Annotated in this window: 15 protein-coding genes; 2 read left to right on the top strand and 13 right to left on the bottom strand. The window is 65.7% G+C overall.

The genetic code is table 11. From position 1 onward, the window contains the following. Positions 1 to 32: 32 nt before the first annotated feature. The 10 genes from ABZV58_RS14340 to ABZV58_RS14295 form a co-directional block, all read right to left on the bottom strand. On the bottom strand, positions 33 to 1295 hold the full coding sequence (locus tag ABZV58_RS14340; protein ID WP_355000590.1) for a hypothetical protein: 1263 nt from the start codon (positions 1293 to 1295) through the stop codon (positions 33 to 35). Next, on the bottom strand, positions 1288 to 2505 hold the full coding sequence (locus ABZV58_RS14335) for an AAA family ATPase (RefSeq protein WP_355000589.1): 1218 nt from the start codon (positions 2503 to 2505) through the stop codon (positions 1288 to 1290). The genes ABZV58_RS14340 and ABZV58_RS14335 overlap by 8 nt, the downstream gene beginning before the upstream one ends. 219 nt (positions 2506 to 2724) lie before the next feature. Beyond that, complete coding sequence (locus ABZV58_RS14330; protein ID WP_355000588.1) at positions 2725 to 3360, bottom strand: hypothetical protein; 636 nt, start codon at positions 3358 to 3360, stop codon at positions 2725 to 2727. A gap of 26 nt (positions 3361 to 3386) precedes the next feature. After that, complete coding sequence (locus ABZV58_RS14325; protein ID WP_355000587.1) at positions 3387 to 4685, bottom strand: AAA domain-containing protein; 1299 nt, start codon at positions 4683 to 4685, stop codon at positions 3387 to 3389. After that, positions 4685 to 6169, bottom strand: a complete 1485-nt coding sequence (locus ABZV58_RS14320) for a hypothetical protein (protein WP_355000586.1) — start codon at positions 6167 to 6169, stop codon at positions 4685 to 4687. The genes ABZV58_RS14325 and ABZV58_RS14320 overlap by 1 nt, the downstream gene beginning before the upstream one ends. Positions 6170 to 6331: 162 nt before the next feature. Continuing rightward, positions 6332 to 7417: a hypothetical protein gene (locus ABZV58_RS14315; RefSeq protein ID WP_355000585.1), complete on the bottom strand. Its 1086-nt coding sequence runs from the start codon at positions 7415 to 7417 to the stop codon at positions 6332 to 6334. Beyond that, positions 7414 to 8214 carry a hypothetical protein gene (locus ABZV58_RS14310; protein ID WP_355000584.1) on the bottom strand — a complete coding sequence of 267 codons (801 nt, stop codon included), beginning with the start codon at positions 8212 to 8214 and terminating at the stop codon, positions 7414 to 7416. Before ABZV58_RS14310 ends, ABZV58_RS14315 begins: the two co-directional genes overlap by 4 nt. Before the next feature lie 188 nt (positions 8215 to 8402). Beyond that, entirely contained in the window at positions 8403 to 8651 is a 249-nt protein-coding gene (locus tag ABZV58_RS14305) for a hypothetical protein (protein WP_355000583.1), read from the bottom strand. Between the two features lie 272 nt (positions 8652 to 8923). After that, positions 8924 to 9511, bottom strand: a complete 588-nt coding sequence (locus tag ABZV58_RS14300; protein WP_355000582.1) for a DUF4352 domain-containing protein — start codon at positions 9509 to 9511, stop codon at positions 8924 to 8926. 34 nt (positions 9512 to 9545) lie between these two features. Continuing rightward, positions 9546 to 9872 (bottom strand): hypothetical protein, encoded by a 327-nt coding sequence (locus ABZV58_RS14295; RefSeq protein WP_355000581.1) that lies wholly within the window; start codon positions 9870 to 9872, stop codon positions 9546 to 9548. A 920-nt stretch (positions 9873 to 10792) separates the two neighbouring features. Between ABZV58_RS14295 and ABZV58_RS14290 the strand changes: the two genes are divergently transcribed. Continuing rightward, on the top strand, positions 10793 to 12733 hold the full coding sequence (locus ABZV58_RS14290; RefSeq protein ID WP_355000580.1) for an N-6 DNA methylase: 1941 nt from the start codon (positions 10793 to 10795) through the stop codon (positions 12731 to 12733). Positions 12734 to 12780: 47 nt separating this feature from the next. On the opposite strand, the gene ABZV58_RS14285 is transcribed toward ABZV58_RS14290, so the two are convergent. From ABZV58_RS14285 to ABZV58_RS14275, 3 genes are all read right to left on the bottom strand, one after another. Beyond that, positions 12781 to 14760: a UvrD-helicase domain-containing protein gene (locus ABZV58_RS14285; RefSeq protein WP_355000579.1), complete on the bottom strand. Its 1980-nt coding sequence runs from the start codon at positions 14758 to 14760 to the stop codon at positions 12781 to 12783. 259 nt (positions 14761 to 15019) lie between these two features. Next, positions 15020 to 17227, bottom strand: coding sequence for a 3'-5' exonuclease (locus ABZV58_RS14280; RefSeq protein ID WP_355000578.1), 2208 nt, complete (start codon positions 17225 to 17227; stop codon positions 15020 to 15022). After that, a complete protein-coding gene (locus ABZV58_RS14275; RefSeq protein WP_355000577.1) occupies positions 17227 to 23562 on the bottom strand; it encodes a DEAD/DEAH box helicase in 6336 nt (2111 codons plus the stop codon). The genes ABZV58_RS14280 and ABZV58_RS14275 overlap by 1 nt, the downstream gene beginning before the upstream one ends. Before the next feature lie 916 nt (positions 23563 to 24478). On the opposite strand from ABZV58_RS14275, the gene ABZV58_RS14270 reads away from it, so the two are divergent. Then, positions 24479 to 25735: a DUF262 domain-containing protein gene (locus tag ABZV58_RS14270; RefSeq protein ID WP_355000576.1), complete on the top strand. Its 1257-nt coding sequence runs from the start codon at positions 24479 to 24481 to the stop codon at positions 25733 to 25735. The last annotated feature ends 72 nt before the right edge of the window (positions 25736 to 25807 follow it).

The following is a 25807-nucleotide window of genomic DNA, read 5'->3' as shown; positions in this document are numbered from 1 at the left end:
ATCGCTGTCCAGTCCTTGTGTTCGAAAGGTCGTCAGTGAGCGAACATCGCGTCGGTCACCTCGCGCCATAGTGCGGATCGGAGCCACGCTGTCGCCTCGGCGGGATCGGCGGACGCGTGCACGCCGAGAACGTGGATCGCCCCGAGGTGGCGGCCGGGCCCGCTGACTCTTAGGACACGGTGGGTGTGGCGGTGTGGGTCGGGGTAGAGGATGGCAGCCACCGGCGCGGTGAGCGGGGAGTGACCGGCGATATAGGTCAGCAGTTGATGCACATCGGGCGAGGACACCGGATCTGCGTTGTACGTCTTGTATTTCGCGTCGATGGGCATCAAGTTGCCCTCTGGACCGCCCAGCCGGACGAGGACGTCGGGCCGGAACGGAGGCCGGGTGGACAGATCGCCGTGGACGGTGATGCCGTTGCGACCCGACGACGGAACGATAGTCGCTTGGGCGGGAGCGGATTCGGCGGACAGGCGACGCACCACCGACTCCCACAGACCGGGCAGGTCCAGCAGCAGACTGTCGGCGTCGTACCCGGTGTCGGTGAGCAGATCGGAGACACCACCGCCGCTCAACAGCAACTCCGACCACACGTGAGCAGGTTGGTAGCGACGGTTCAGGTGTGTGTACCGGCTACGATCCAGCGCACGCAGAGCACCGAACGACGAACCGGTGACGGGGAATTCCTCGGCCACCGAGGCGATCTCGCGTGCGAGGTTGGAGTCGGTCGCAGTCCTGGCCGCGGTGCGCAGAGCGTGGCCACATAGCTGGTTCTCCCAGATGTCGACTTTACGGTCGAACGTGCGCATATGCAGTAGGTCGAGCATCCCGAATCGTTCGGTGGCCTGCGCCGCGGCGTCGAGTCTGCCGCGCAGCACAGGCCCAACGTGCTCGGTGCGCACATAGTCGCGGCGCAGGCCGTCGCGGAGCAGGGTGTGGCATTCGGCGAGCAGCGCGCTGGCGACCACGTCAGCGAAACCATCCCGTTCCACCGTCCAGGCACGGGTGGTGGCCTCATGCGGCACGGGTGTTCCGAGGGCGTAGCAGAGCCACCGGATCAGGGATCGGCCCGTGATAGCCGTTTTCGGGCGGATGACCAGGCGGATCCGGTCTAGATTCAGCACCCCGGTCGTCGCTTCCGGGCGGAATCGCCATCCGGTGCGCGTTTCTGCGAGAGTGCCGCGCCGACGGTTGCTCAGCAGGTTCAGCCGACGCACATCGTCGTCGGTCAGTTGGTCATGACACAGCGAAACCGATTCGTATTCCGCGACTTCCAGCTGGGGCTTGTTACTCATCGCTGTCGTTCGCGCCCGAGGTGAACTCAGTGGCGAGCGCCGCTGGCAGATCGGCCACCGACACCTGGGCGGGTCGGCCGGTGCCCTGGTCGACCAACCCACCCAGAATTCGCCGCAGCAGATCGGCGCGGCCGACGCAGTAGTCCACGAGCAGCGAGACGATGTCGTGGTAGAAGGCCGAAAAGAGCTCGTCCTCGGTGGCGACAGGTTCGTCGTTGCGTAAGAGATAGGCGTGGCCGATGCGATGGTCGGCGTCGAGCGTGCGATCGATCCGTTCGTTCAAGGACGCGAGGAAGGACGACAACTCCAAGGGGCCGACCTGTCCCGACACTGCGTCGGGATCGGGATCGACGGACAGGAACGCGAATCGGCGTCGGATCGCGGCGTCCAGGTGGCTGACGCTGCGATCGGCGGTGTTCATGGTGCCGATGATTCGGATGTTGGGTGGGACAGCGAATCTACGCTTGCTGATCGGGAGAGTGAGCGGCACGCCGCGCTTGTCGGACTCGAGCAGCGTCACCAGCTCTCCGAAGATACGCGGCAGGTCACCGCGATTGATCTCGTCGATGATCAGCAGAAACGTCATGTCCGGCTCGGCTGCGGCGGCGGTGCAGAGCGTGTGGAAGACGCCGTCTGTCAGGACGAGACGCAGTCCCTGGCCGGTCGCGTCATGGTCGGGCTTGAAGCCCTCGACGAAATCCTCGTAGCCGTAGGACGGGTGGAAGGTGACGAGCTGGACGCGGCCGGTCTCGAGTAGTTCGACGACCGACTCGTTGCGGCGCGGGCCGTCGATCACCTCGTTCTTGCCGTGCGCCGCGAGCGCGATATTCAGGGCGAGACGCGTCTTTCCGGTTCCGGGAGGCCCGTGCAGGATCAGCTGGCGTTTGTGATCGAGGACCGAGATCGCCTCTGAGATCTCCTCTGGCAAAGTGGTTTCGGCACTGACCTCGCCATTGCTGCCGTGGCCGGCGGTGAGCTGAGCAAGGAGGTTTTCGGACACCTTCGCGAACGTGGAGCGCCAGCCACCCTTTGGTTTGGGCAGCTCCTGCGCGAAGCTGGTGTCCCACGCGACCGAGACCAGGTGCTTCGACTCCGTCCGGCTGTCGTCGAACCGGTATCCGTCGGTCACAGTTCCGATCGCCAGCACCCGTCGCAATCCGTGATTGGCGACGATGCGATCGCCCGCCTGAAGGTCGCGGTAGGCGAGCAACTTGGCGGCCTTGTCGCCGTTGCGCCCAGGATGCTCGGGATATGTCGCGTCGAAGATCTCTTTGAGATCAGCGTCGCTTGTGTACTGAGTGAGATCTCCGACCTCGTCCCATCCGACGCAGATGAATCCGCCTGCGAGGCAGTCGTTCCAGAACTTCGCACCCTCACCCGGGGCGATCTTCCAAATGGCACGACTGCGTCCGCGCGGGTTGTAGTAGTCCTACAGGAACCGCATGACTTCGTGAGAGTCCCAGCGGGACAACTCCGGGTCCTGCGCAACGAGGCCACGCAGCTGACGGTTGGCTCTCCAGGCCGGGACATTCTTCTCGGGCGTGCCGCCGAGCTCGGAGATGAACGCGCGCAGATGCGATGAGGAGTAGATCGGCAGGAAATGCTGCGGAAAGTAGGTGGCGAGTGTCTTGGTGACCAACGCTTGACCTGACAGAAGCACCTCGAGTTCATCGAGTTCGGCGAACGCCGCCCGCTCGGCAGCGTCGAAGGCGGCCACGAACTGGCCGCGTAGACGTTCCCACGCCTGCTCTACCGGCAGACCCAGCAGTGCGGGCGCGAGTTTCCACGCACCCGAGTTGTGCCGGTAGAGCATGTGCTTCCCGGCGCTACCCCCGCTGATACTGCCGAGCGCACGTGTACCGAATTCCATGAGGCGGCAATAGGGCACGCCTCCGTGACCGTCCGATCCGAGCCCGAGTGCATACCGCTCCACGGGCAGCGTGGGCCAATCTGCCAGGGGGAACGTTTCGACGACAAGCTTGTGTTGGTCGGCAGCGGCGGCGACCTGCGTGGCGACGGTGGAAGGATCGAACTCACTGATGGCGGTGCGGAGATCGGTGGTCATGTGTCCTCACTGAGAAGATTTCGGCGTCAGAAGCCCGCCGCGACACGGTGGTGCGACAGGTGGGTGAGGATGGCCTGGTTGGCCTCCCAGCCGTCGGGGAATTTCACGGGAACGCCCAAGTGCACGGGTTCGGCGGAGGGATGGGCGTCGAGGAGTTCTGGGATGCCGGCGCGTCCGACGAGGATGCAGGCGTGACGGTGACGGGAGGCGAGGACGCAGAGACGTCCCGCTTCGAGGTGGAACGCACTGGCGTCCCGGCGGCCGGACAGTGGGTGCAGGACCACGGTGACGTCGTATTCGCGGCCTTGCAGGCGGTTGGCGGTGTCGACGGTGACCGTCTCGCCCGGGGTGCCGCGCAGCGCGGTGCGCACGGCATCGGCCTGGTCGCGATGGGCGGTGCCGACGGCGACTCGTTCGGCCGTCACCGGGCGGGAGCCTTGTTCGGAATGGGCGGTCGCGCCACGTTCGAGCAGGCGGCAGGTGATCTCGGCGATCGCGCGGACGGCTTCGCTGTCGGTGCGCAGGGTGTGCCGGGCGGGCAGTTCGTACCAGCCCCAACCGTGTTCGGCCGCTTCATCGAGCACGTCATCGATCGGACCTCGCAAACCGGCTGCCGCGAATTCCATTCGGCGATCGTGGATGCCGGTTCCCGCTCGGAATTCGTTGAAGGGGTAGAACGCCTTCGAGACCACCGGCGCCGCAGTCGCGGACAGCCGCCAGGACACGGGCAGGCTGTGCACGGGGATGTCGTCGTTGTTCGCGAGCATCACTGTGACCGCACTCATCGTGGGATCCCAGTCCAGGCCCGCCCACCGACCGACCTCGACGGTCGCGAACGGATCGAGCTGACCGGGGTCACCGACGAACAGTCCGTGGTCGAAGCGATTCGCGATGCGCAGCAACATGTCCGACCGCATCTGATACGCCTCGTCGACGATCGCGTGCGGCCAGCGACCGTCGTCGATTGTCGCCCATTTGGCGGCGGTGCCGATGAGAATGGTGCTCTCGGTGAGGTCCGTGACCTTCTGGCCGACGATCACATTCGGCCGGTCGATGCGTTCCGGTTTGAGATACCCAGTGCGGGACAGCCTTCCAATGCGCAGCGCTGGATCGGCGATGGCGAGGCGGTCGATGAGGTCGTCGACCTGCTCGTTGGTCTGGGCTACGACGATGTGCTGCCCACCGGATTCGGCGAGCTGTCGCGCCGCACGCACCACGAGCGTGGATTTGCCCGCGCCGGGCGGTGAGTCGACCACGACGGCGCGGTGCGAGGTGTCGGCGAGGTCGGTGAGGATGCCGTCGACGGCCGCATCCGCTGTTCGCATCACAGTTCCTCGAGGGGTTCGGAGTCCGGCGCCCACTCCGGCGGCGGACCGCCGTGCGTCCACGGAGTGTCTTCGCGGGCGGGAAGCTTCGCGGGCGGCCCGCCACTACCGATCTTGAAACCGGCGAAGCGGACGATGGCGCCGAGGTCGGGGATGGTCCCTGGACGGGCGGCCTTCCCGGTGCCCATCCCGCCGGACAGCTCCAGCACGATGTAGTCGTGATCGCCCTCCACCGGCAACACCGTTCCCGTTTGGCTGGGATTGTCGACATTGCAGAACTCGTCGCCCTCGGCCGCGATGATCGGATCGGCGGTGCGCACCTGAAGAATCGGTCGCAGCAGGGGACGGTTCTTCTCACTCATCACCACACGGGCCGGATCGACACCGATCACGGACCCCACGAAAGCCGTTCCGGTCAAACGGTGTTCGAGCATGATTCGTGGATCGTCGAACGCCTTTTCCGCCTCGTACTTCTCGAGTGCTCGCTCGCGAGCGAGCAACTTCCGCACGGCCGACACCGCCGAATCCCGCCGCGCTTGCGGCACACCTTCGGACACCGATCCGGCGAAGTAGGAGAACGACCCGACGTCCTCGTTCCACCGCCGGGCGACTCGCGCACCGGCCGGGAGTTCACGCAGTAGCGCGAGCCCCTGCCACATGAGCTGCCAGGTCGGCTCGACCTGGGCATGCAGCGCGCGCTCGATGCGTCGTGCCGCAGCGGATTTCGTCGCGTCGTCCTCGGCCGCGTCGTAGGCGGCGATGAGCGGCGCGAGCTCTTCGTTGTCGAAGCCGGGGTCGGTTGCGGGACCGGCGGGCGGCACCGACAGCGGGTCTTCCGCCCGCGCGGCGGCCTCGGCGCCGGTGTTGCCGGGCGGGGGAGAGATCCACCCGAGCAGCGCGGCGAGGTTCGCGTCCTCGAGAGCGGATTGGCCGGTCGCCCAGTGCGCCGACAGCGCCGAAGTGAGGGGAACCAGCGTGCTGGAGCCGGGATGCTCGGCGCGATCGCAGAACCAGGTGAGCCAACGACCGAGCAGTGGAATCGATTCGGGGACAGCGTTGTCGCCCTCGGTTCGATGAAAACGCACCGAGCGGCCGAGCAGTTTCAGGAATCCGACACCGCCCGAGTTCGGCACCCACAGCTGAGGTGCGTCGAGGCACCGCTCGTAGGTTTCGCCCGACTTGGTGGTCACCTCCTCGGTGTTCTCGGCGTAGGCCGCGAGGTAGGGGAGCACGATCTCGGCGAGTTCGGCGAGGAAACCCAAGCGCAGCAACCGGTCTCGTGGCTGCGGCACGGTCAATAGCGTCGGTGCGGCGGGATCGGTGCCCACCATGACCGCCAGCGGTGCGGCGGCCTCACCTGCCAGCTTCAGCGGCACCAGGACGAGCGGATTTTCCGAAATGTGGGTGTGGCGCACGTCGGCGATCGGCTGGGCGCGGCCCGCGCGCACCGCGTGCAAGCGAGCGAGGGCGGTCAGGACACTCATTTCCGCGGCTCACCGTCGCCGAGCGTCGGCATGCGTGTCGCGCACCGGCGAGCGATGCACTTGCTCATGCGCCGCTTCCTGATCGGTTCGCCCATGCCTCCACCTCGCCGACACTCGGCTCCGGCATGCGCGATCGCACATTGATTCGCTCACTCCGTTTGCTCATCCCGCGATCTCCAGCCGAAGCCGGTCGGCTTCCCTCAGCATCCGGGTGATGTCGGCGAACTCGGGCCCGAGGTCGCGCGAACCGTTCGCGACGGCGAGCACGGTATCGATGTCGTCCAGGCCGCCGAGATCGTCGCAGACACCGCGGCCGAGCACGTCCACCGAGCCGCTCGTCCGCGCGGCGGCGCGGCACGCGAAAGCCAGTTCGCACGACGACATGCATTCGGGGGCGTAGCGGGCGGGGATATCGGCGATCGTTTTCGCCAGGTGTTCACCGGGCGCGAATGACGCTCCCTCCGGAAGGGTTTCGATCAGCTCGCTGATGGACGTCAGCCGCGACAGCTGACGCGAGATGACCGCGATCTGCTTGCGCAGATCGACCAGCTCCGCGGTGGGCCGGTTGGTGAAATCCTTGGTGCAGACCAGGATCGCGTTGTGCGACACCAGGTCCGGTGACTCGCCGATCTCGGCCATGAGTTCGCGCAGCGCGATGACGTAGACGGCGGACTGCCGCGCGGCGCCGGCGACCTGCACCGGATCGGCCTGGCCGTCTACCACCGGGAACGACTTGATCTCCACCACGTGGAAGCGGCCGCCGATCTGCAAGGCGACCACGTCCGGCTCCAGATAGGCCGCGGCGCCCGCGATATCGAGCCGCAGCATCGGATGATCGAACAGGGTGCCTTCGCCGGAGTTGATCGCATGGGCGAGCAGCTGACGGGTCCGCTTGTAGCGCACGGCATTACCCGCGTTGTCGCCGACAGAGTTCAGATCGTGATAGCCGACCTCGGGAATGGGGAGGTTCAGCTTGTCGCGCAGCAACGCGAGCAGCTCCGCGCAGCCGTTCTCCTTCACCATCACCTCGAACGCGTTACCGCGCGTGATCGCGAACTGCGACTGACCGAATCGGGGTGGAAAGCCCAGCTCCCTGGCGATGGCGGCCTTGTCGGCCGCTGCCGCGTCCAGCAGTGCGCGCCGCGCGCAGCCGGGGTTCGCCGTCAACGCCGCGATGGTGCGGGCGTTGTGGCGGCACGCCGGCGCTGCACCGCGCAGTTCGTCCAGCCGTGCCGAAAGTGTGTTCATCCCACCTCGTTTCGTCTTCTATTGGCCACGCCGAGGCGGACACCGAACATCCGGGCGGCCTCGTCGAGCTGCTGATTCGCGCGTCGCGCGGCCTCGGCGCGGCGGCGCGTGTCCTCCTCACGGTGGACCTCGAGTTCCCTGGTGGCGGCGTCGATCACCGCCGCATGGTCGATCGTGTCCGGCGAACCCTGCACGCCGGGAACGGTAACCGCCAGCTTCCACAACACCCGCCGCGCACCAGCGCCGCAGTCGGGCTGTGCGGCGATGTGTTCGGCGAGCCGGATTGCCGCGCTGAGCAGATCCACGCGCGGGCTGAGTGGCCCGATCATCCGCTGCGCCAACGGCCAAGAGCTCACCGCCATCAGCCCGCGCGCCGGGGCGAGATGATCGGCGGTGAGTGCCGCGCAGATGTAGTACGGGCGCGTGAACGGCGAAGCGCGGAACGAGCGCTCCTCGTCGCGGCGAAGGCTGGTCAGTCGAGCGGGAGCGACGGCGCCGGAGAAGAACGATTCATGGACCGCGAGAACCAGTTTCGGCGACGCGGGCACTCCGATCAGTGTGAGTGCGCGGTGGACATGCTCGCGGATCGGCATCGCGGCCGCTTCCGTTCGTTCCGCGGACTCCTCTGCCGGCGGCGCTTCGGCACCCAAAACGGTTGAGTCCCAGGCCTCCTCGGTCCGCCGCAACTCGGTTCGAAGTTGGCGGGCGGTCGCGCGATCCCCAGCGGTCACCGCTCGCCGCACCTCGGCGCGCAGTTCGGCGATGCGCGCCTCCAGCTTCTCGGCGGCGTCGGTCATGGCGCGAGCGTATCCATATCTTCCAGTGAAATCCAGTAACTTCCAGCATTTGCCCGATGGTGGAACTCGGTGACTGCGGAAGGATGCCCGCACCGTATCCGCAGGGGCCGACAACTTTGTTCCTCCGGTGTGCGCGGAGTTCGCCGTCGAGGGAGGGGCGCCCGCGCCGAAGCGGGCACCCCTGTCGTTCACTCGCAGCCGATGCCGTTGCCGTCGCGATCGAGGCCGTACTCATCGGGACCGATGACCTGGACGCGACCGGTGTAGACGGGACCGTTGCCGCTGCCGCCTTCGCAGTCCACGTCGCTGACGATGGGCAGGCAGGGGATGTAGGAGTCGTGGCAGTTGGACGGTTCGGCGGTGGCCGTCTGCGGGGTTGCGAGAGCGAAGCCGAAGGCGGCGATCGCGGCGGAAGCGAGGGTGACGATGTACTTCATGATGCTCCGTTCAATTGTGTTGCGGTCGAGAGTTTGCCACGTGTGTGGGCGCGAATTGCGAGATGGGGAGGGTAAATTGACTTGTTAATGTGAAGGGATCGACTTGCGTGTTTCGGATCGAAGGCTCATCGATGGCGGCGGTGTTCGAGATGGCCGGAAGTTGACTGAGGTAGTTCAGAATTCCGTATCGAATTTCGGTCGTGCTCGTTGTAGAAGTGTTGATCCGTGCCGCGGGAGACGCCGGAACCTCGCGTTCCGGCGCCCGATTCGATCTACCTCAGCGCGACGCGTGCGCCGCCGGAGAACACCGAGTCGTGGAACTCGACCGCGGCGGGCACGGTGCCGCGCGGCACGTCGAAGACGATGGTGATCGAGACCTTGTTGCCGGTATTGATCTCCTCGGAGAGATGGTCGTTGACGTTGATCTCGGCGGCCGTGTCGTTGGCGAACTCGCGCCCCTGGTCGTCGATCAGCTTCTGATTCGAGCCGAAATAGTGCTGTGCCTCGTTGCCGATGTTGGTCACGTCGACGTGCACCTGAATGAATTCGCCCTGGGCCTCTTCCTTCAGGAAGTCGTTGGTGCCGATGACTGTCACCGGCTCGTCCACTCCGGTGACCAGGAACGCGAACTTCCCGTCACGCACTTCCGACCCGGCGGCCGCGGCCGTATTGCGCTCTTCCTCGGACTTGGCGACCTCGTTCGCCACCCCGCCGATCAAGGCGACGCAGCCGCCGAAAACCAGCAGGATGACGGCGAGGATCGCGCCGAGCATCCACGGCCACACCTTCTTCCGGGGCGGCTGCAGGTAGTGGGGTCCCGGCGGGAAGCCGGGCTGGGCGGGGTACTGCGGATTGGTCACGGAGACTCCTTGGGAAAGACGGGAATAGGTGAGATCAGTTGTCGAGAGTCCAGTGGCACCCATCGACCGTGACGACGTCGCCGTCGCGCAAGGTCACGTACGACTCGCCGGTGTAGCTCTGGATGTCGATCAGCTCGGAGCTGCGGGCGCCCTTGTAGGGCAGCCATTCGATGAAGCAATAGCCGTAGTCGCTTTCGCGGGGTCCGGCTGTGTGATAGGTCCCGGCCACCACATCGGTGCCGACGACCTGGGTGCCTTCCTTCAATGAGGTGCGCGGGGAGGCCTGAGCGGCGCCGGCCACGGCGGTGAGGATGGCCGCGGTCGCGACGAGGACCGCAGTGGTGTGGGTGATCGTCTTCATGGGAATTCCTTGGGTAGAAGGGGAGTGGCTGCTCAGTTGTGGTCGGATTCGCAATCCGGACATGTGTTGCTGATCGCGGTCAGATCTGCGCCGGATTCGATGTAGGTCCATGTCAGCGCATATGTCGGCGGGCGATTCGGCCCCGAAGCTCGCGGAGCAGTCGCTGCCAGAGCCGCACGGTTGGATCGGGCTTCTGCGGTGCGAGCGCTGCAGAGGATCGGGCGAGTCGCGTCGCCACCTCCGCGGGTGTGGGAAACGGACCGCCGCCGAGCGGAACGTCGAGTGTGATCGGCGCCCGCGCAGTGGGAGCCGCCGTGCTGCTCGAGCCGCTATGGACGGTCCTGGCGGATGCGAACTGCTCCAGGGTCTTGCTGGTCAAATGCCACCCGTGGCAGGACGGGCACTCGTAGCTGCGCTTCTCTCGGCGCCGTGGATCGCTGGCGTCGAGGTTGCTGAGGACGAGCTCGGCGTCTGAGCGGGTGAAGTATCGGCGCTTACTATGGAAGCATCGAGTCGTCGGCATCCGAAACCGTTGTTTGCGCAGGTCGTCGCCGTGCCGGAGGGTCAGGATGGAGGGGCTACCGGTTCGGATCCGACGGTGGCGAAGGTGTCGGCGGGTGGACATGCGTTCTCCTCTCGGACGGATGCGGGCACGACGAATCACGGCCTGAGGCCGGATATCGAGTGGGATCTGTTGGGGGATAGAGGTTTTTGCTGCTCTCTTATTGGCGTTGTTTCGCCGTGTTGTAAGGAAACTAGCATTTAGATGTCTAGCGCACAAGCGATTGACATTGTTTTCAGTTCACCGAGGCGGGACGATGGCCTTCTATCTGGGGATTTGTTGAAAACATCGTCAATCTGACGCCGTGTTATCTTGGGCTACGACCTCCTCCGAGTGGTGGCTGGTCGAGAGGAGGCTCATGTCGGACTCAACGCCTACGGTTGCCGCGGCGGAGATCGCCAGGCTGGCCGGCGTCACCCGTGCGACCGTCAGCAACTGGCGGCGTCGGCATACCGATTTCCCCGCGCCGGTGGCAGGCGGAACCGAATCTCGGCCGGTGTTCGACCTCGGTGAGGTGCAGGAATGGCTGCACGGTCACGGTGTACGGTCCGCTGACTCACCTGTCCAGCGATTGCGTACGATTCTTCGCGCCGAGGTGGATCCCAGCGAAGTGCCCGCATTGATGAGCGTCGTCAGCGGTCGGGATGTTGCCGATGGCACTACGGTGCAGACCGCGATTCATGACGCCGTCGCGGAGGCCGGGATCAAGGCGACATTGGATGTGCTCGCCGAACGTGGGCTGGATGCGGTGCCGAGCACAGGTGTCTATCCGACGGATTCGCCGGTCGCCGCGTTGATGGCCGATCTCCTGGCGGCCGCTTCCTCGCCCAAACCTCAGAGCGTTCTCGATCCTGCCTGCGGCAGCGGCGCCCTTCTGATCGAGGCGGCGCGGATCGGTGCCTCAACCCTGGCAGGACAGGACGTGCTGGCCGTCCAGGCTGCCCGCTCCGCCTCCCTGTTGCGTGTGGAGCTCCCTGGTGTCGGTGTTGAGGTCCGCACCGGCGACAGCCTCCTGTCCGATGCGTTCCCAGGCGAGCAGTTCGACGCGATCCTGTCGAACCCTCCTTATGCGCAACGTGATTGGGGCGCCGACCAACTGGCCCTCGACCTCCGGTGGGAGTACTCGGTCCCCCCGCGGGGCGAATCCGAACTGGCGTGGGTCCAACATGCCCTTTCCCATGTACATCCCGGCGGCACAGCGATTGTTCTGCTGCCGCCCGCCGTCGCCTCGCGTACATCCGGGCGACGTATCCGGATGGAACTGTTACGCGCAAATGCGCTGCGCGCTGTCATCGCGCTCCCGCCCGGGGCGTCGACCCCCAAGCAGGTAGGCCTGCAGATTTGGGTGCTCCGCCGCCCAGATTCCGCAGCTACGTCCGAGTTCGTTCTGTTCACCGACGCCGCTAGAGCCCTCGACGCCGAGGGGAGCCAATCGGATTGGCAATCTTTGGCCGAGCGAGTGACCGACACTTGGCGTGCCTTCGACCACGGTGACATGGAAGCCGCCACAATTGCCGGATTCACCGCCGTGGTTCGTGTCATGGACGTCATCGACGACGAGATCGACCTCACTCCGGCTCGTCGAGTCCGCGCCGCAGTCGACCCACACAGCGTCGCTGCCTCAGCGCACGCCGCCATCGAACTCCTCGGCGGCCACCTTGCTGAACTCCGCACTGCCGCAGAGACGGTAGAGCGCTGGTCCCCGGGTGGCAACCTCACCCTGCGGACGGCCACAGTCGGTGACCTCGAACGAGGTGGCGCGGTCCAGCTGGTCCCACTGACGGCAGAAGATCAGGCCGTGGGTTCACCTCAGCGCCCGGTACTTTCCGGACGTGACTTGCTCGCCGGCCGGGGACCGTCCGGTCTCACCGGTCCCGGCGTCCATGCCTCCACCGAGGTGATCCGTGAGGGCGACATCCTGGTCTCGCGTTTTCGCGACGACCATGGCGCCGCACCCGGTGCTCGGGTGGCGGAAGGCGCCGACGTGGGGGCAGTGCCCGGAGCAGGCGTGATCGTTTTTCGTGCTGATCCGACCCGATTGGACCCCTGGTTCTTCGCCGGCTTCATCGGCAGCCCCGACAACTCGGCGGCGATGTTCGGCGCGACGACCATCCGGATCGACCCTACCCGCTTGCGGATTCCGATTCTGCGGCTCGAAGATCAGAAGCCATATGCCGAGGCGTTTCGTCAACTGCACCTTTTGCGTGTGGCGGCAGCGCGGACGGCTGATGCGGCGCAGCGCGCGGCGGAGCTGATCGGAACAGGCTTGACGGCGGGGGCGATCGAACCGCCAAGGTAGTTCTTCGGCTATCTCGGACGGGCCGATCGGTCGCCGAAACTTCCGGATCAATCGGTCAGATAGGCGACCCACAGGTAGTCGCGAGGACGGCTCGTGGCGACGAGAAGTTGTCTGGCAAGCATATCGGCCCGGTCCCTGCCGCCCCCGGAGAGCTGTGTCGGATCGGCGGGCGGCTCTTCGGTGATGTGGAAGACCGCGGCGAAGTCCATCCCTTTGGCCCGCCGAACCGTGCCGACCTTGATCGGATCGAGCTGGCTGCCATCGTAATGTTCCAGCGAGATCGCCGGGAAACCCGCGCGGCGCAGGACCTGCAGATAGCGGCTTGCCTCGTTGGGCCAGTTGACGATCACCGCGATCTCGGAGCCGGAAGGCAGTGAGGCATCGCGGATCGCTTGGGGGAGCACTCGGTCGATGTCTCGACGTTGGACGCGTACGTCGAGCGCTTGCCCGCCAGTCAGCGTGGGTTCGCTGTCGCGGAGGATGACACCGGCTCCGCCGTCGAGGTCGTCCACGGTGTTGCCCGCTTCGATCCGTTGCGAATATCGCAGGACATCTTGCCTGTTGCGGTAGTTCTTGCGGAGCACGCGACCACGGCCACCGGCGAGCGGGATGCCTGCTTCGGAGAGGGTGCAACCACCCGCGTAGACCTGTTGTTGTCCGTCGCCGACCAGAAGCAACGGTGCATCGGGATCGCCGCCCGCAATCTGGTGCACCAGCTCCAGCTGCCGAAGTGTGAAATCCTGTACCTCGTCCACGACCACCATCGCGTAATCCTCGGTGTTGTCGAGGGGCCGCTGCTTCAGCTCGTCGACGGCCAGCGCGATGACGTCGTTGAAGTCGTGTGCGCCCCGCGCTTCGAGGCCCCGCTGGTAGGGCGTGTACCAGTGTTTCCAGACGTACTCGCGCTTGTTCGAATGCAGGCTGATCCCCTCGCGGCCGGTGCGTTTGACCATCTTGTACCTCTGGAGTTCGGAAATCCCACGGCCTTTGATCACCCGATCGATCTCGTCGGTCCAGTAACCGTGGTCGGTGCCTTCGACACGGTCCAAAATGTCCCGTGCACCCTGCCATGCCTTGGCCAACGCCGTTTTGATCGCGCCCTCATCGAGATTGAAGTCGACCCCGCGGCTGCGAAGGAAAGCGGTTGTCCAGGCATGCAGGCCCGTGAACTTGGCGCGATCCGCTGCGTGTGGAGCGAGACGCCGAAACCCCAGTTCGTGGTATGGGGGCAGCGTCTTGACGAACGTGGTGAACAGGAGCCTGCCCGGATTGCGCTTGGCGAAATGTGCCATGCGATGTAGTGCAACGACCGATTTTCCCGTCCCGGCCGGCCCGCTGAATCTCGCCGGACCGTTGAATGTGGCATGCACGAGGGAGAGCTGATCCGGGTCGAGAAAGGTCATCCAGTCGCCGAAGGGCCGGGCCAGCGCGACATCGCGAGCCTCGGCGCGAAGGTCGACTTCGTCGAACAGGCTTCCTGCGTCGACGGACTCGGATTCGGGAGCATCATCGGCACGTAGCCACCGGTGTGACGACAGCTTCGCCGCGGCGGTCGCCGCGAGTTCGTCGGCGCGCTGCGCACGCATTCGCTGATCACCGCGCACCAGCATGCCGACCAACCCGGCTTCGTCGGCGACAAGGAAGCGACCGTCGGCGAGGAAGTGCTTCGTGTCAGGCACCAACAGAACCAACTCGACGGAGTACGGAACGAACTGGGTCCCGTCGAGAGCGAGGCGGGCGAACGACTCTTCGGCATTCTTGCGAATCTTTCCGAGGGTGGCCGAGTTCGGCACCGATTCTGCGAAGACGAGCGCGAAAACGCCGGTTCGTCCCACTGCGAACGCGGCTGCTCGATCCGAGCGCGGTGTACTTTGCTCCACCAGAAGATGCCAGCCGCGCACGGTCAGCAAACCGGCGAGAAAGCGGCGCTGCGCGGAGGTCAGCTGTCGCTGCTCGGACAGGGTGCGTTCGGCCCAACGGGCAACCCGTTCACGATGAATGTTCGCCATGATCCCCCCGATATCCACAGCCGGAGGCTGCCCCGGCATGCGAGCTCGAATACCTTGTTGTTCAACATAGTTGAATCAAAGATTCGAAAAAGGGAATCAGACGAATCCGGCCTGGGACATGCGAATCGTGTCATGCCAGTAGCTCCGATGCCTGCCCACTCCAGGTCACCACCAGCTGGTCACGCGCGCGGCTGGCCGCGGCGTAGCGGAGAGATCGTTCGCGCTCGGGACGGCGTCGGCTACCCGCAGGATGGGCAGCCGTCGCTTGCTGCCTAGATCAAGCTAAAACGGCTGGCCGGAGCAGAGCCGATGCCCGGCCGCTCCATGTCACGACGAGCTGATCGCGCGCCCGGCTGGCCGCCACATAGAGCAGGGACCGTTCCCGCAGCTCGGCGTCGCCCCGCTCTTCCTCAGGCGCCTCATTGAGGACGGACTTGGCAGGAACGTGGGCCTCGTCTACGCCGGCGACGACCACCTTGGCGAATTCCATTCCCTTGGCCCGGTGCATCGTCAGCACCTGCACATGCCCGGGGCCGGCGGGATTGTCGTCAAGGACGCGTGCTTCGATGCCGCGTTCGCCCAGCGCTCGGACGAACTGGCTGCGTTCGTTCCGGCCTCGGGTGAGGATCGCGATGCTCGAGGGCTCGACGCCCTCGTTCAGCCATTCGCGCACCGTTTCGGCGACTCGATCGAGTTCCTCGGCCAGCGAATCGCATTCCACCAGAACAGGTTCCGGCCCGGTGCGGGCGGAGCGGCAGCCGTTGGTGGTCTCGCCCTCTTCTTCGAGGTCCTGGTATTCACCGCCGGAGAGGATATCGACGGCGAACCGCAGGTTCTGCGCCGTTGTCCGGTAGTTGAGCGTGAGCCGGCGGGAACGGCCGACGATCTTGACGCCCAGCCGTCCGAGCACGACCGGCTGACCGAAGATCCGCTGATGGGAGTCCTCGGCGATGAACAGGTCGTCGGGGCCTTCGGCGACGAGCGCGCGCAGCATCGCCCAGTGGGCGGCATGCAGATCCTGTGCCTCGTCGATGATGACGTGGTCGGCGACGAATGGTTCGCCCGCGGCGCTTCGCTGTCGTAGGTACTCCGCCGCCAGGGCCAGTACCTCAGGGAAGCTGACGGTGCCGTCCATGCGGCTGTGCCGCCGGAATGCCTCCATCAGCTTCCAGACCGCGATCCGTTGCGGACGGTTCAGCCGCACACCACGCCCCGCCCGCGCCACTTTGGCGTACTCGGCGACGGTGGTGATCTTGTTGGCAAGGACGACCGCGGTGTACTCGTTGTCGAGGAACGCCGCGGTGGTGAGTCGTGGATCCAGAGAGGTATCAACAGATTTGGTGACCTCGCGCCAGACCTTGGCCGTGTCGGTGCGCCGGGACGAGACGGTAGTGGCACTGCCGAGAACAGCTTCGGTGACCGGGACGAGGTTGCGCGCGCGAACGAGCACATCGCTGGCGAGCTTGTCGACTCCGTCGATGTAGACGCCGGGTTCGCCGGGGGCGGACGCGATGGCGATACCCGGTTCGAGGGTCTTCAGGTCCGCCTGGAGCTGCCTGGCCAGAGTCCTGTTGAAGGTGGTCAGGACGATGCGGGCGTTCTTGCTCTCCCGCCAGAGGTTGCGTGCCCGGTGCAGCGCCACCACGGTCTTGCCGGTGCCGGCTCCACCGGACAGCCGGAACGCGCCGTTGTAGTGCTTCTCGGCATAGGTGCGCTGCTGTGGGTGCAGGAAGGTCCGCCAGGCGGCGAAACTGCCGCCCTCGATGACACGCCGGAGCTCGGCGGTGTCCTCGCCGACGTAGGTGAAACGAAGTTGCGAGGCAGGGTGGCCCAGCGCCTGCAGAGTCTGCTCGTCCCGGCCGAGCGTGGGGTCGACCGGGTTCTCGTCGAGCCGCAGTTTCTCCCGGATCTCGTCGAGGGCGACGCCGCATGCCAAATCGAGGATCGCGGAGCCTTGCCAACCGTCGACTTCGGCCGCGATGTCGTTGAGTGCGTGATCGTCGGGGGCCGCGAGGACTTTGGCCGCCAGCTGTGGTGCGAGCCCGAGCTCGTCGGTGAGCTGCGCGAGCGTGAAACCGACGCCGGAGAGGTAGCCCGGCGGCTGCGGAGCCGGCGCGGCGACAGCGGGAACGGTCTCCGCGGCGACGTCGTGCACCACCAAGTCGAGCACTCCGTTGACCGGGTTGACCTGCAGCTCGGCGCGGGGCGCCAAGTCCGCGGCCGCGGCGTCCTGCCAGACGCCCACGTAGACGTAGGAACTGTCGCTCTCAGCAGGTACGACATGGAACAGAATGGCGCTGTGGCCCAGCCCGATTCGCCCGAGTCGGACGCGTCCGTCGCGCGCGCCTGCGACGGTCTCGATGAACTCGGCGGCGGCCGGTTCGTCGCTCTGAACGGTGTCGAGAAAGTCGTAGGCCCGACGCTGGACATCCCGGTCGAGTGCGACGCCGGACTTGCTCGTACTGGTCATGATAACGTGCGCCATCACATCACCCCGTTCGTCTTCAGCGCTTCGACGAGCTCTGCCGGATCAGCCGGGCAGATCGTCCAGCCCTGCTCGGTCATCGTAGGGGCCGCTTCCGGGCTTTCGAGGAGCACCCCGATCCGGGCATCCGCCCACCCGAGGTCGATGACATCACCACGATCGGTCTCCACGCCGAGCTCCGGCACCGGTGCCCCCATCGCGGCCAGACCGAGGACGAGTTCGCGTTCGGCGTCGGAAATGGTGTCGTCGTAGAGGGCCTGCCATTCGGGGGTGAGTCCGGCGCCGGTGGAGTCGGGACTGCGCTCTGGCACGGTGTTGTCAGCCGCCAGCAGACTGCGGGTGGTGACCACGTGCCCGGCGAGGCCGAACCAGTTTGCCAGGCGCAGCCATTCCTTCCAGGCGTAACCCTCGCGCAGTTCGAGCGTGTCGTCACGGTCGTCCAGCGCGAGAACCGCGTCGATGACCTTCTTGTCCTTGCGCAATGCGGCAGTGAGGGTCAGCGGTCCGTCGGTGTAGGACCAGCACGCGTATTCACCTGCCGCGATCTGTGATCCGTTGCCCTCGATGAGATCCAGCGCCCAGCCCGCGATGGCGTCACCGTCGCCGTGCACCCGGCCGTTGAGCATGAACATCAGCGGCAGCCAGTACCCGACGGCGTGCCAATCCTCCCGATCCGGATTGAGCATGAACTCGATCAGCTGGGTGATCGGGTCGGCGTGCAGGAGTTTGAACAGTGCGGGCCGCAGATTTCCGTGGCTGCGGGTGAAGTTGGCGAGCCTCTCGGTGTACCAGGACGGCTGCACCGGCTGGGCGCTTGTGAATCGCAGCAGATCCTCGTGGCCGAACGACCACACCAGCACCCCACCGGCCCGCAGGATTTCCCGCTTCCTGGCGTCGTCGGTGACCCGGTTTCTGCCGGGAACCGCATGGAACCGGCGACCATCGGCGAACAGCGCGATGATCGGGATATCGGGATCGGCGGTGCGAAGCTGGAAGTCGGGTTGGCTGTTACCCATGAGCACCTGGGGTTCGAGCTGCCACGTCCGGACTTTCGTGCCCGAGAGCTTGATCGTCGCCGTCGGACCGTAGGTGCCCGGCTTCTCGACGATCGTGGCGCCCATGGTGGTCAGGCGTTCGGTGAAGGCGCGATAGAACTCCCGCTCCAGCGGCGACTCCTCGCTGCCGAGACGTTTGGCCGGCGTCTCCTCGGTGATCGACGCCAGCCAGCTGTCCACATCGGGTTCACCGCCCCGGCAGGCGAGCAGGTCGTCGAGCACTTTGGCCGCGGTGATCCGCGAAACCTTGTCCAGTTCCCGCGGTGGCGCGAACGGCAGCAAGCACTTGTGGCAGGCCAGCCGGTCGGTGCAGTCGCAATTCTTGATCAGCTCGCGTGCCGCCGCCAGCACCTCCCACACCCGCGCCGGATTGGCGAAGTCGGCCAGGTAACCGGTGCCGCCGGGCACGATGTCGTGGATGAGCAGAGCGCGCTGGTTCGGCGCATGCAGTGCGTCGGTGATGGTGGCGACGTCGAGATGTTCCGGCGAGCCACCGATCACCTGACGCAGTCCGAGCAGGATCGCCGCGCTCAGGCTCGGATGAGCGAACGAGTCGTACTCGAGCCAGCTCGGCAGGTGCAGCAGCACCGCCTGTGTCCGCAGCGTCCGCGCGAGGGCGATCTCGCGAACATGCTTCTTGTCGTCGGCCTTCCGGAACTTGCACCAGCTGCGGTGTTCGTGTGGCTGATTCTGTCCGGCGTTCTTGTCGAGCTGTCCGCAGCCCGAGCACACCCGGAACAACCCGCTGGTCGTCGTGTTGCCCGCGACGGTCCGTTTGCTGCCCTGGGAGTTGCGCCGCCCCATGTTGATCCAGCGAATATCCATGCGGCGCAGGTATTCCGCGCCGAAGTCCTGTTCGGCGACGAACCAGCGTTTGGCCACGTTGTCGGGGTTGATGTCTGCCGCGGTCAGGACGGTGAAGGATTCTTTGCGCCGTTCGTCGCGGGTGTCGCTGATCGCCGACTCGTCGCGGCGGACTTCGGCGGAAACCTTCGTCATCTCGACCACTTGCAGCTGCTGGCTCACATCGGCGATGGCCGAGGTGTGGCAGCGGGGGCACTGGTTCGGCGGCGGGCTCTGGTCCGCCGCATGGCTGATCCCGGTCCACCCGCACGACGGGCACACCCGCCACGTGTGAATGGCCGCCTCGCCCGCACCGAGTTCGACGGCATCTATCTCGACGGCCAGCCCCTGCGCGTAGAACGTGGCGCCCGGCGCGAGTTCGGTCAACGCGACGCGGGAACCGCGCTGGTAGCTGGCGGTGTCCTCGGCGTATTCATTGGTGTCCGGGTCGATCCAGGTGATGCCGACATCCAGGGTGACCGCATCGTCGAGCAGCGTGTAGTTGGGCAGCACGCCGTAGCGTTCGAGCACGCCGACCCAGTGCTCGGCGGTGAGATCGTTGATGCTGCGGGACAACAGTTTCAGTGTGCCGCGAGCCGTGCGGAGGTCGCGTTTGTCGTCGTCGGTCGCGGCGGGTGAGTTGGCTCGCTGCTCGAATTCGGGGATGGCGGCGTCTACGGCGGTGCGCCGGTGGCGCAGTTCGTTGACATCGCGATTCCAGCGGTGCACCGCTTCGCGCAGCAGGACACTAAGCCCGCTGTGGTCGCCAAGACCGGGTGGCGTTGCCCAGGTTCGTAGCGCGGCCGCGGCCATTTCACTGAGGGTGTCTACGAACTGGACGAGGAACTCGTCGAGCAGCAGATCGGCGTCCTCGTCGGCGGTTTCGATGAGGGTGCCCATCCAGGTCTTGTCGTCGAAGCTCGACAGGACGTTGGTGGCATTGCCCGGGTCCTCGGCGCCGGCCTTGCGGGAGAGCCGGTCGACGATATGCGCGATGTATTGGCGCTGCAGGATTTCCTCGGCGGTGAGGAAGGTAGCGGGCGGTCGGACCTCGCCCTGGATCACCGAGGTCGGGTCGCCGAGCTTGGGCAGATGCTCGCCGCGGCCGCGCACGAACGCGAGGGCGAGGGAGTTGCCGGTGAGGCGTCCGGCGCGGCCGACACGCTGCATGTATGACGACACCGTGCGTGGCATCGAGCCGAGCATGACAGTGGACAGGTCACCGATATCGATGCCCATTTCCAAGGTGGGCGTGGCGACGAGCACGTTCGGCGCGGCCGGGTCGGGGTTCGGGGTCTTGAACTTGGTCTCGTACTCGAGCCGGGTTTTCGTCGGGAGCAGCGACGTGTGTTCGCGGGCGACGACCCGCTTCATCTCGGACCTGTCGTAGAGACTGCGATAGAAGTTGTCCTGCTTGGCCGCTCGGGTCAACTCGCCGGGGCAGCGGGTGAGCAGGCAGGGCGCGCCTTCGAGCTGGTCGATGACGGTGGCGCTGCCCGGTGTGGGGGTCTGGCAGACATCGCAGGCCAGCAAATACCGCATGTTCGCCAGCCCGTCGACGTCGGGAATCCCGACGAGGATCGAGTCGTGGGTCAACTGGTATGCGGTGAGCGACTTCTCGGTGCTCTCCGTCGTGACGATCCGTTCCTCGGCGAGCACGTCGAACAACGCCCGAGCGAGGAACCCGCCTTCGTGCGGTGACACCTTCAGGCATTGCGCCGCCCACCGCGCATACCAGGACGTGGCCGCGGTGATGGGGTCGAAGCCCTCGGGTATCGTGTGCCCGCCTACCGCCGGGAACGCCGGGGCGGGCCTGCCCTTCGGAAACGCGGGCATGCCTTGGCCTTTGGGCCGGCCACCCCACACCCACCGGCGGTTGGCGTCGCGCTGCACGTACTTCGTCAGCCATTCGTGCGAGATCGCCCCGCGCGTGCGCATGCGTTCGGCGACGCCGCGCACCCACTGGGTGACCGCGGCGGAATCCGGTGTGGAGAACGCGAGCTGGTGCTCGGTGCGTTCGAGCGCTGCGGCGCCGAGCTGCGCGACCCGTTGCGGCGAGCCGAGATCCACCTCGGCGACCACGCTTCCGGTCAGCTCGAGGGTGCGGCCCAACCGCGACTGCAGACCGAATTCGAGGTCGATGTCGAACTGGACGCGTCGCGCCACATTCTTGGCCGCCTTGCGGCGCGGCGCAGCGGGCCGGTCCAGCTGCCAGTACGCGGTGAACTCGTCGTGTTCGACGATGTCAGGAGGCAACAAGCGGTATCGGCGATTCGGGTCCTCACCGGCTCGTTCGAGCACGGCGGCGCACAGCTCCGAGAGGGTCAACGTCTGCGCTCCGCTGACTCGGTCGCCCAGCGCGTTCCGCAATGTCGAGCGCAAGCTGAGGGTGTGCGACCGCGCCTGGACGAACCCGGCCCGGTGCGCCGCGTCCTGCACACTGTCGGTGAAGACGAGTGCCTTCTTCTCGGCGTCGTCGAGGCGCGCATCACCGAAAAGGTTCGACAGCGCCACCGACAGCTGGGTGGCGATGGCACTGCCGAGGAACCTGATCCCGTCTTCGGCGCCACACGCCGGGCACAGATCCTTCATCGAGTTCTCGTCGGCGTCGGGGCCGCTCAGATACAGCACCGGCAGCACACGTCCATCGAGCAGGTCCGCGCTGTCGGCTTCGGGCCGCTGGTCGACGATCTCGCGATCGTCGACCCGGAACCACCGCAACCCGTCCACGGTGTCGTCGAGTTCGGCCTCGGTCGGCGCCGAGATCAGCGCACGGAACCGCCCTCCGCCGGCCGCGTGATAGCCGCGGATGTCGTCATCGCTGGAATCGAGTGTGTTGCCGGTCGGAGCGAGCCGCACACCCCAGCCCGACCGCCCGCAGTGCCTGCAATACAGCGACGGGTAGTACTCGGCCGTCGCGTCGTCGAGCTTCCCGTCGTCGGACCACCGGAACAGCGGAGTCACCGTCGCCGCTCGGTCGATCCGCGAGAGCTCTCGAAACCAAAGGTGCACATCGACATTGAGCGCCGAACGGCCGACCACTGCCCGCAGATGCGACAGCGCGGCGAGCAGATAGCCGAGATACCGTTCCCGCTGCGCTTGACCTCGCGCCAGATCCCGCTCACCGGTGTGCGCGGGCAGCGCTGTCAGGGCGAGGTGTTCGATCGAGCGAACGTCGACGGTGTTGCGCAGCAGCCGTGCGACGGTGCCGTGCCGCTTGACCAGGTCGAGCATCTCGGTCTCGTCGAGCCGGTGCAAGCTCGCGGCGGCTCGGTCGAAGGTGTCGTCGATGTCGGAGGTCTGCCGGAACAGCGTGGCCAGCACCGAGGCGGTCAGCCGCTTGTTCGTCGGTGCCTGCGCCGCGACCTGATCCAGTTCCTTGACCGCGTCCGCGATCGCCGGCTCGATCGGTGAGAAGGTTCGGTCCAGCGCCGGGCTGCGCGCCACCAGCCAGTCCTCGACCGCGAGTCGCGTCTCCCCGATGAGCGAGTCTTCGCCGAACGCTTCCCCGAACACGGTTTTCGCGAACGTCAGCATGGTTTCCGGCGAGGAGTCCTTTGATCCGAGCGTCGCCGACGTCGCCACCGGGGTGATCTTGCCCAGCGGACGCTTCCGATCCTCCTCGCCGACCGGCGATCTCGACGTCCAGTGCGCTTTGATCGTCAGCCCGAGCCGTCGCAACAGCATCGCCACGTCGGTGCCCTGCGCACCGTCGTAGGTGTGGAATTCATCGAGCACCACGTACTGCAGCGAATCCGCCGACTGCCGCCACAGCGCCGCACGATCCGGCCGCAACAACAGGTGGTCGAGCATCTTGTAGTTGGTCAGCAGGATGTCGGGCGGTGAATCGTGCATCAGCCGTCGGTCGGTGATGAGACCGGCCTCCGACACCATCGTCCGCCCGCTCGAGGACTGCTCACCGGTGTAGAGACCGGCGGTCACTCCCGACAGCTCGGGATGCTTGATGATCAGCTGCGCCAAGCGCTGCTCCTGGTCGTTGGCCAGGGCGTTCATCGGATAGATGATCAGTGCCTTCATCCCCGCGACCCCGGCCTTCTTGGCGCGCAGCACGTGGTCGAGGATCGGGATCAGGAACGACTCGGTCTTACCCGAGCCCGTGCCCGTGGTGACCAACGTGGGCTGCGGCCGCCGGTGGAACTTGGTCGACAATCGTTCGAATGCCGCGGCCTGGTGCCCGTATGGCTCGAAATACTTCGGCCACCAATCCAAGTGCATTCCCCAGTTGCCACGGGCAGGCGAGAAGGGAAGCCGCAGGCGGACATAGGGACCTTTGAACAGACCGTCTCTGGGATGGCCGATGAAGTCGGTGAGGGCGCCCTGCGTGTCCGGGTCGGTCAGCGCGAAGGTCGTCGTCAGGTAATCGGTCAACCCCTCCCGCAGCCGCTCGGCTTGAAGAGTCGGAAGCAGGGCCCCCACGTGTGCTCCTCGAATGTCAGCCGGCTGGTCGGCCGGGTTGTTGTGGAAAGTGTCCGACCTGTAGTTCGTCCGGTGCTTGCCACGTGTTTCGGATGCTAGTCGACCGGGCGATCTGGTCGGGCGGTGCGGCTCAGGCGTTGAGACAATAACATGAAACCAATGAGAATGTATAGATTGACGATGTTTTCAGAGAGCGCTATTCTGCGTGAAACCATTCAGGCAGGAGTTGAGAGCGATGAACATCCGAGTCACGAGAGCGATAGGTGCGATCGGCTTCGGTGCGGCCCTCGGGTTGGTCGGATGTGCTGCCCCGGCGGATTCGTCCGTTCTCCCGGCGACGGCAACGCCATCGGTGTCGTCCCTGACGTCGACGACCTCGGTGACAACGATGCTCGGGTCCGAAATGTCTGTGACAGAGTCCGCGACGCCCCCGCTTGCCGCACAACTCGAGCCGGCTTCCGCGCCGGAGCCGTATCCGGTCGAGTGCTTGGAAGGGACTCCCGGCCCGGCCATCTGGAGCGACGGGACCACCCGCTACTCCCAGTGGTGTTTCGACACCCAGGGCGGCCAGCAAAACCTCGACACCGAATCTCAGTCCGGCGCTGAGCCGAACGATCGCGGCTACCAATGCGATGCGCACAGTTGTGTGTGGCCGGACGGCTCGCCGGTGGTCGGCGCCGACCGGTGCGGCCGTCGCTGCGGAGAACCGCCGACTTCTGGTGATATCCAAGGGGATTGGATGCAGTGCATCGCCACGAAGACTGCCGAGCAGTGCCGCGCGGAGCTGAACTAACGCTATGGTTTCCGGATTGGCTTGACGTGGCATGTGCAAGGCGGTCCGCTGCACAACGAACGACGGCACAGCGCGTAACCGCCAAGCGCGCAATGTCCGTTGTCCTGTACTCGGAGGAGACGAATGAGCAGCATCACCCCGCACTACCGCACCATCAAGGAACTCCTGCAGACTCGATCCTTCGCGATCGACGAGTACCAGAGGGAGTACAAGTGGGAGCGGGAGAACATCGAGGAGCTGGTCACCGACCTCCAGGGCAAGTTCGACGCCTTTTTTAATCCCGGTGACCGGCCCCTGGCGTCGGCCCGTTACGGAGACTATTTCCTCGGCTCGATCATCGTCACGAAGCGGGGCGACAAGAACTACCTGGTAGACGGCCAGCAGCGGGTGACCTCCCTGACATTGCTGCTGATTTACCTTTATCGTGCGGCGCAGGAGCGAAGTCTCGATGTGACAGCGACGATCTCCCCGCTGATCTATTCGGATCACTACGGCGAGCGGAAGTTCAATCTCGACATCACCGAACGCCTGCCAGCTTTCAGCGCGTTGTTTTACGGCACCGAGTTCGATGCCGCCGGGCGGGACGAGTCGACCAAGACGATCGTGGATCGCTACCGCGACATCGAAAGCCTCGGTCTCGCCGACGATCTCGGCGACGGGCTGGAAACCTTCATCTACTGGCTCATCGGCAATGTCGGACTGATCGAGATCGCCACCGAGACCGACGCCCACGCCTACGCGATCTTCGAAACCATGAACGACCGCGGCAAGCCGCTGAGCCCGGTGGACATGCTCAAGGCATATCTGCTCGGCGCCATCGACGACGCCGACGCGCGAGCGCACGCCAACAGGGTCTGGAAGAAGACCGTGCTGGACCTGATTTCGTGGGAGCCGGCGCCGAACCCGGAACGTGATGCCACTTTCGTAAAGGCCTGGTTGCGTGCTCAGTACGCCGAGACCACCCGTGAACGCAAAAGTGGTGCACTCGACCGGGACTGGGAATTGATCGGCACCACATTTCATCGCTGGGTGCGGGACAACACGGGCCGGATCGGCGCAGGAAACGCCTCCACGAATCTGGACCTGATCAACAATCAGCTGCCGTTTTTCGCCCGCGCATTCCAGATCGTTCTCGATGCGAGCCACCGCTACATCCCTGGGCTGGAACCGGTATTCTACAACGCCCACAACGATTTCACCTGGCAGAGCACGGTCCTGCTCGCGCCTCTGGCTTTCGGTGACGACGAGGAGACTGTCCGCCGCAAGATCGCCGCGACCGCGACTTACCTCGACATCTGGCTGATGCGCCGCACTGTCAACTACATCCGCGTCTCGTACTCGAATGTCAGCTACGCAAGGGACTGCTGCACGATCGGGTGACAGGTTCGATCACGCGGCCTGACTGGCCGGTGGGGTCATGATGGTCTCGTATTCGATTGGCGTCAAACGGCC

The organism is Nocardia sp. NPDC004654 (assembly GCF_040609595.1).
Lineage (GTDB): Bacteria > Actinomycetota > Actinomycetes > Mycobacteriales > Mycobacteriaceae > Nocardia.
This window is presented reverse-complemented; position numbering and strand designations above follow the sequence as displayed.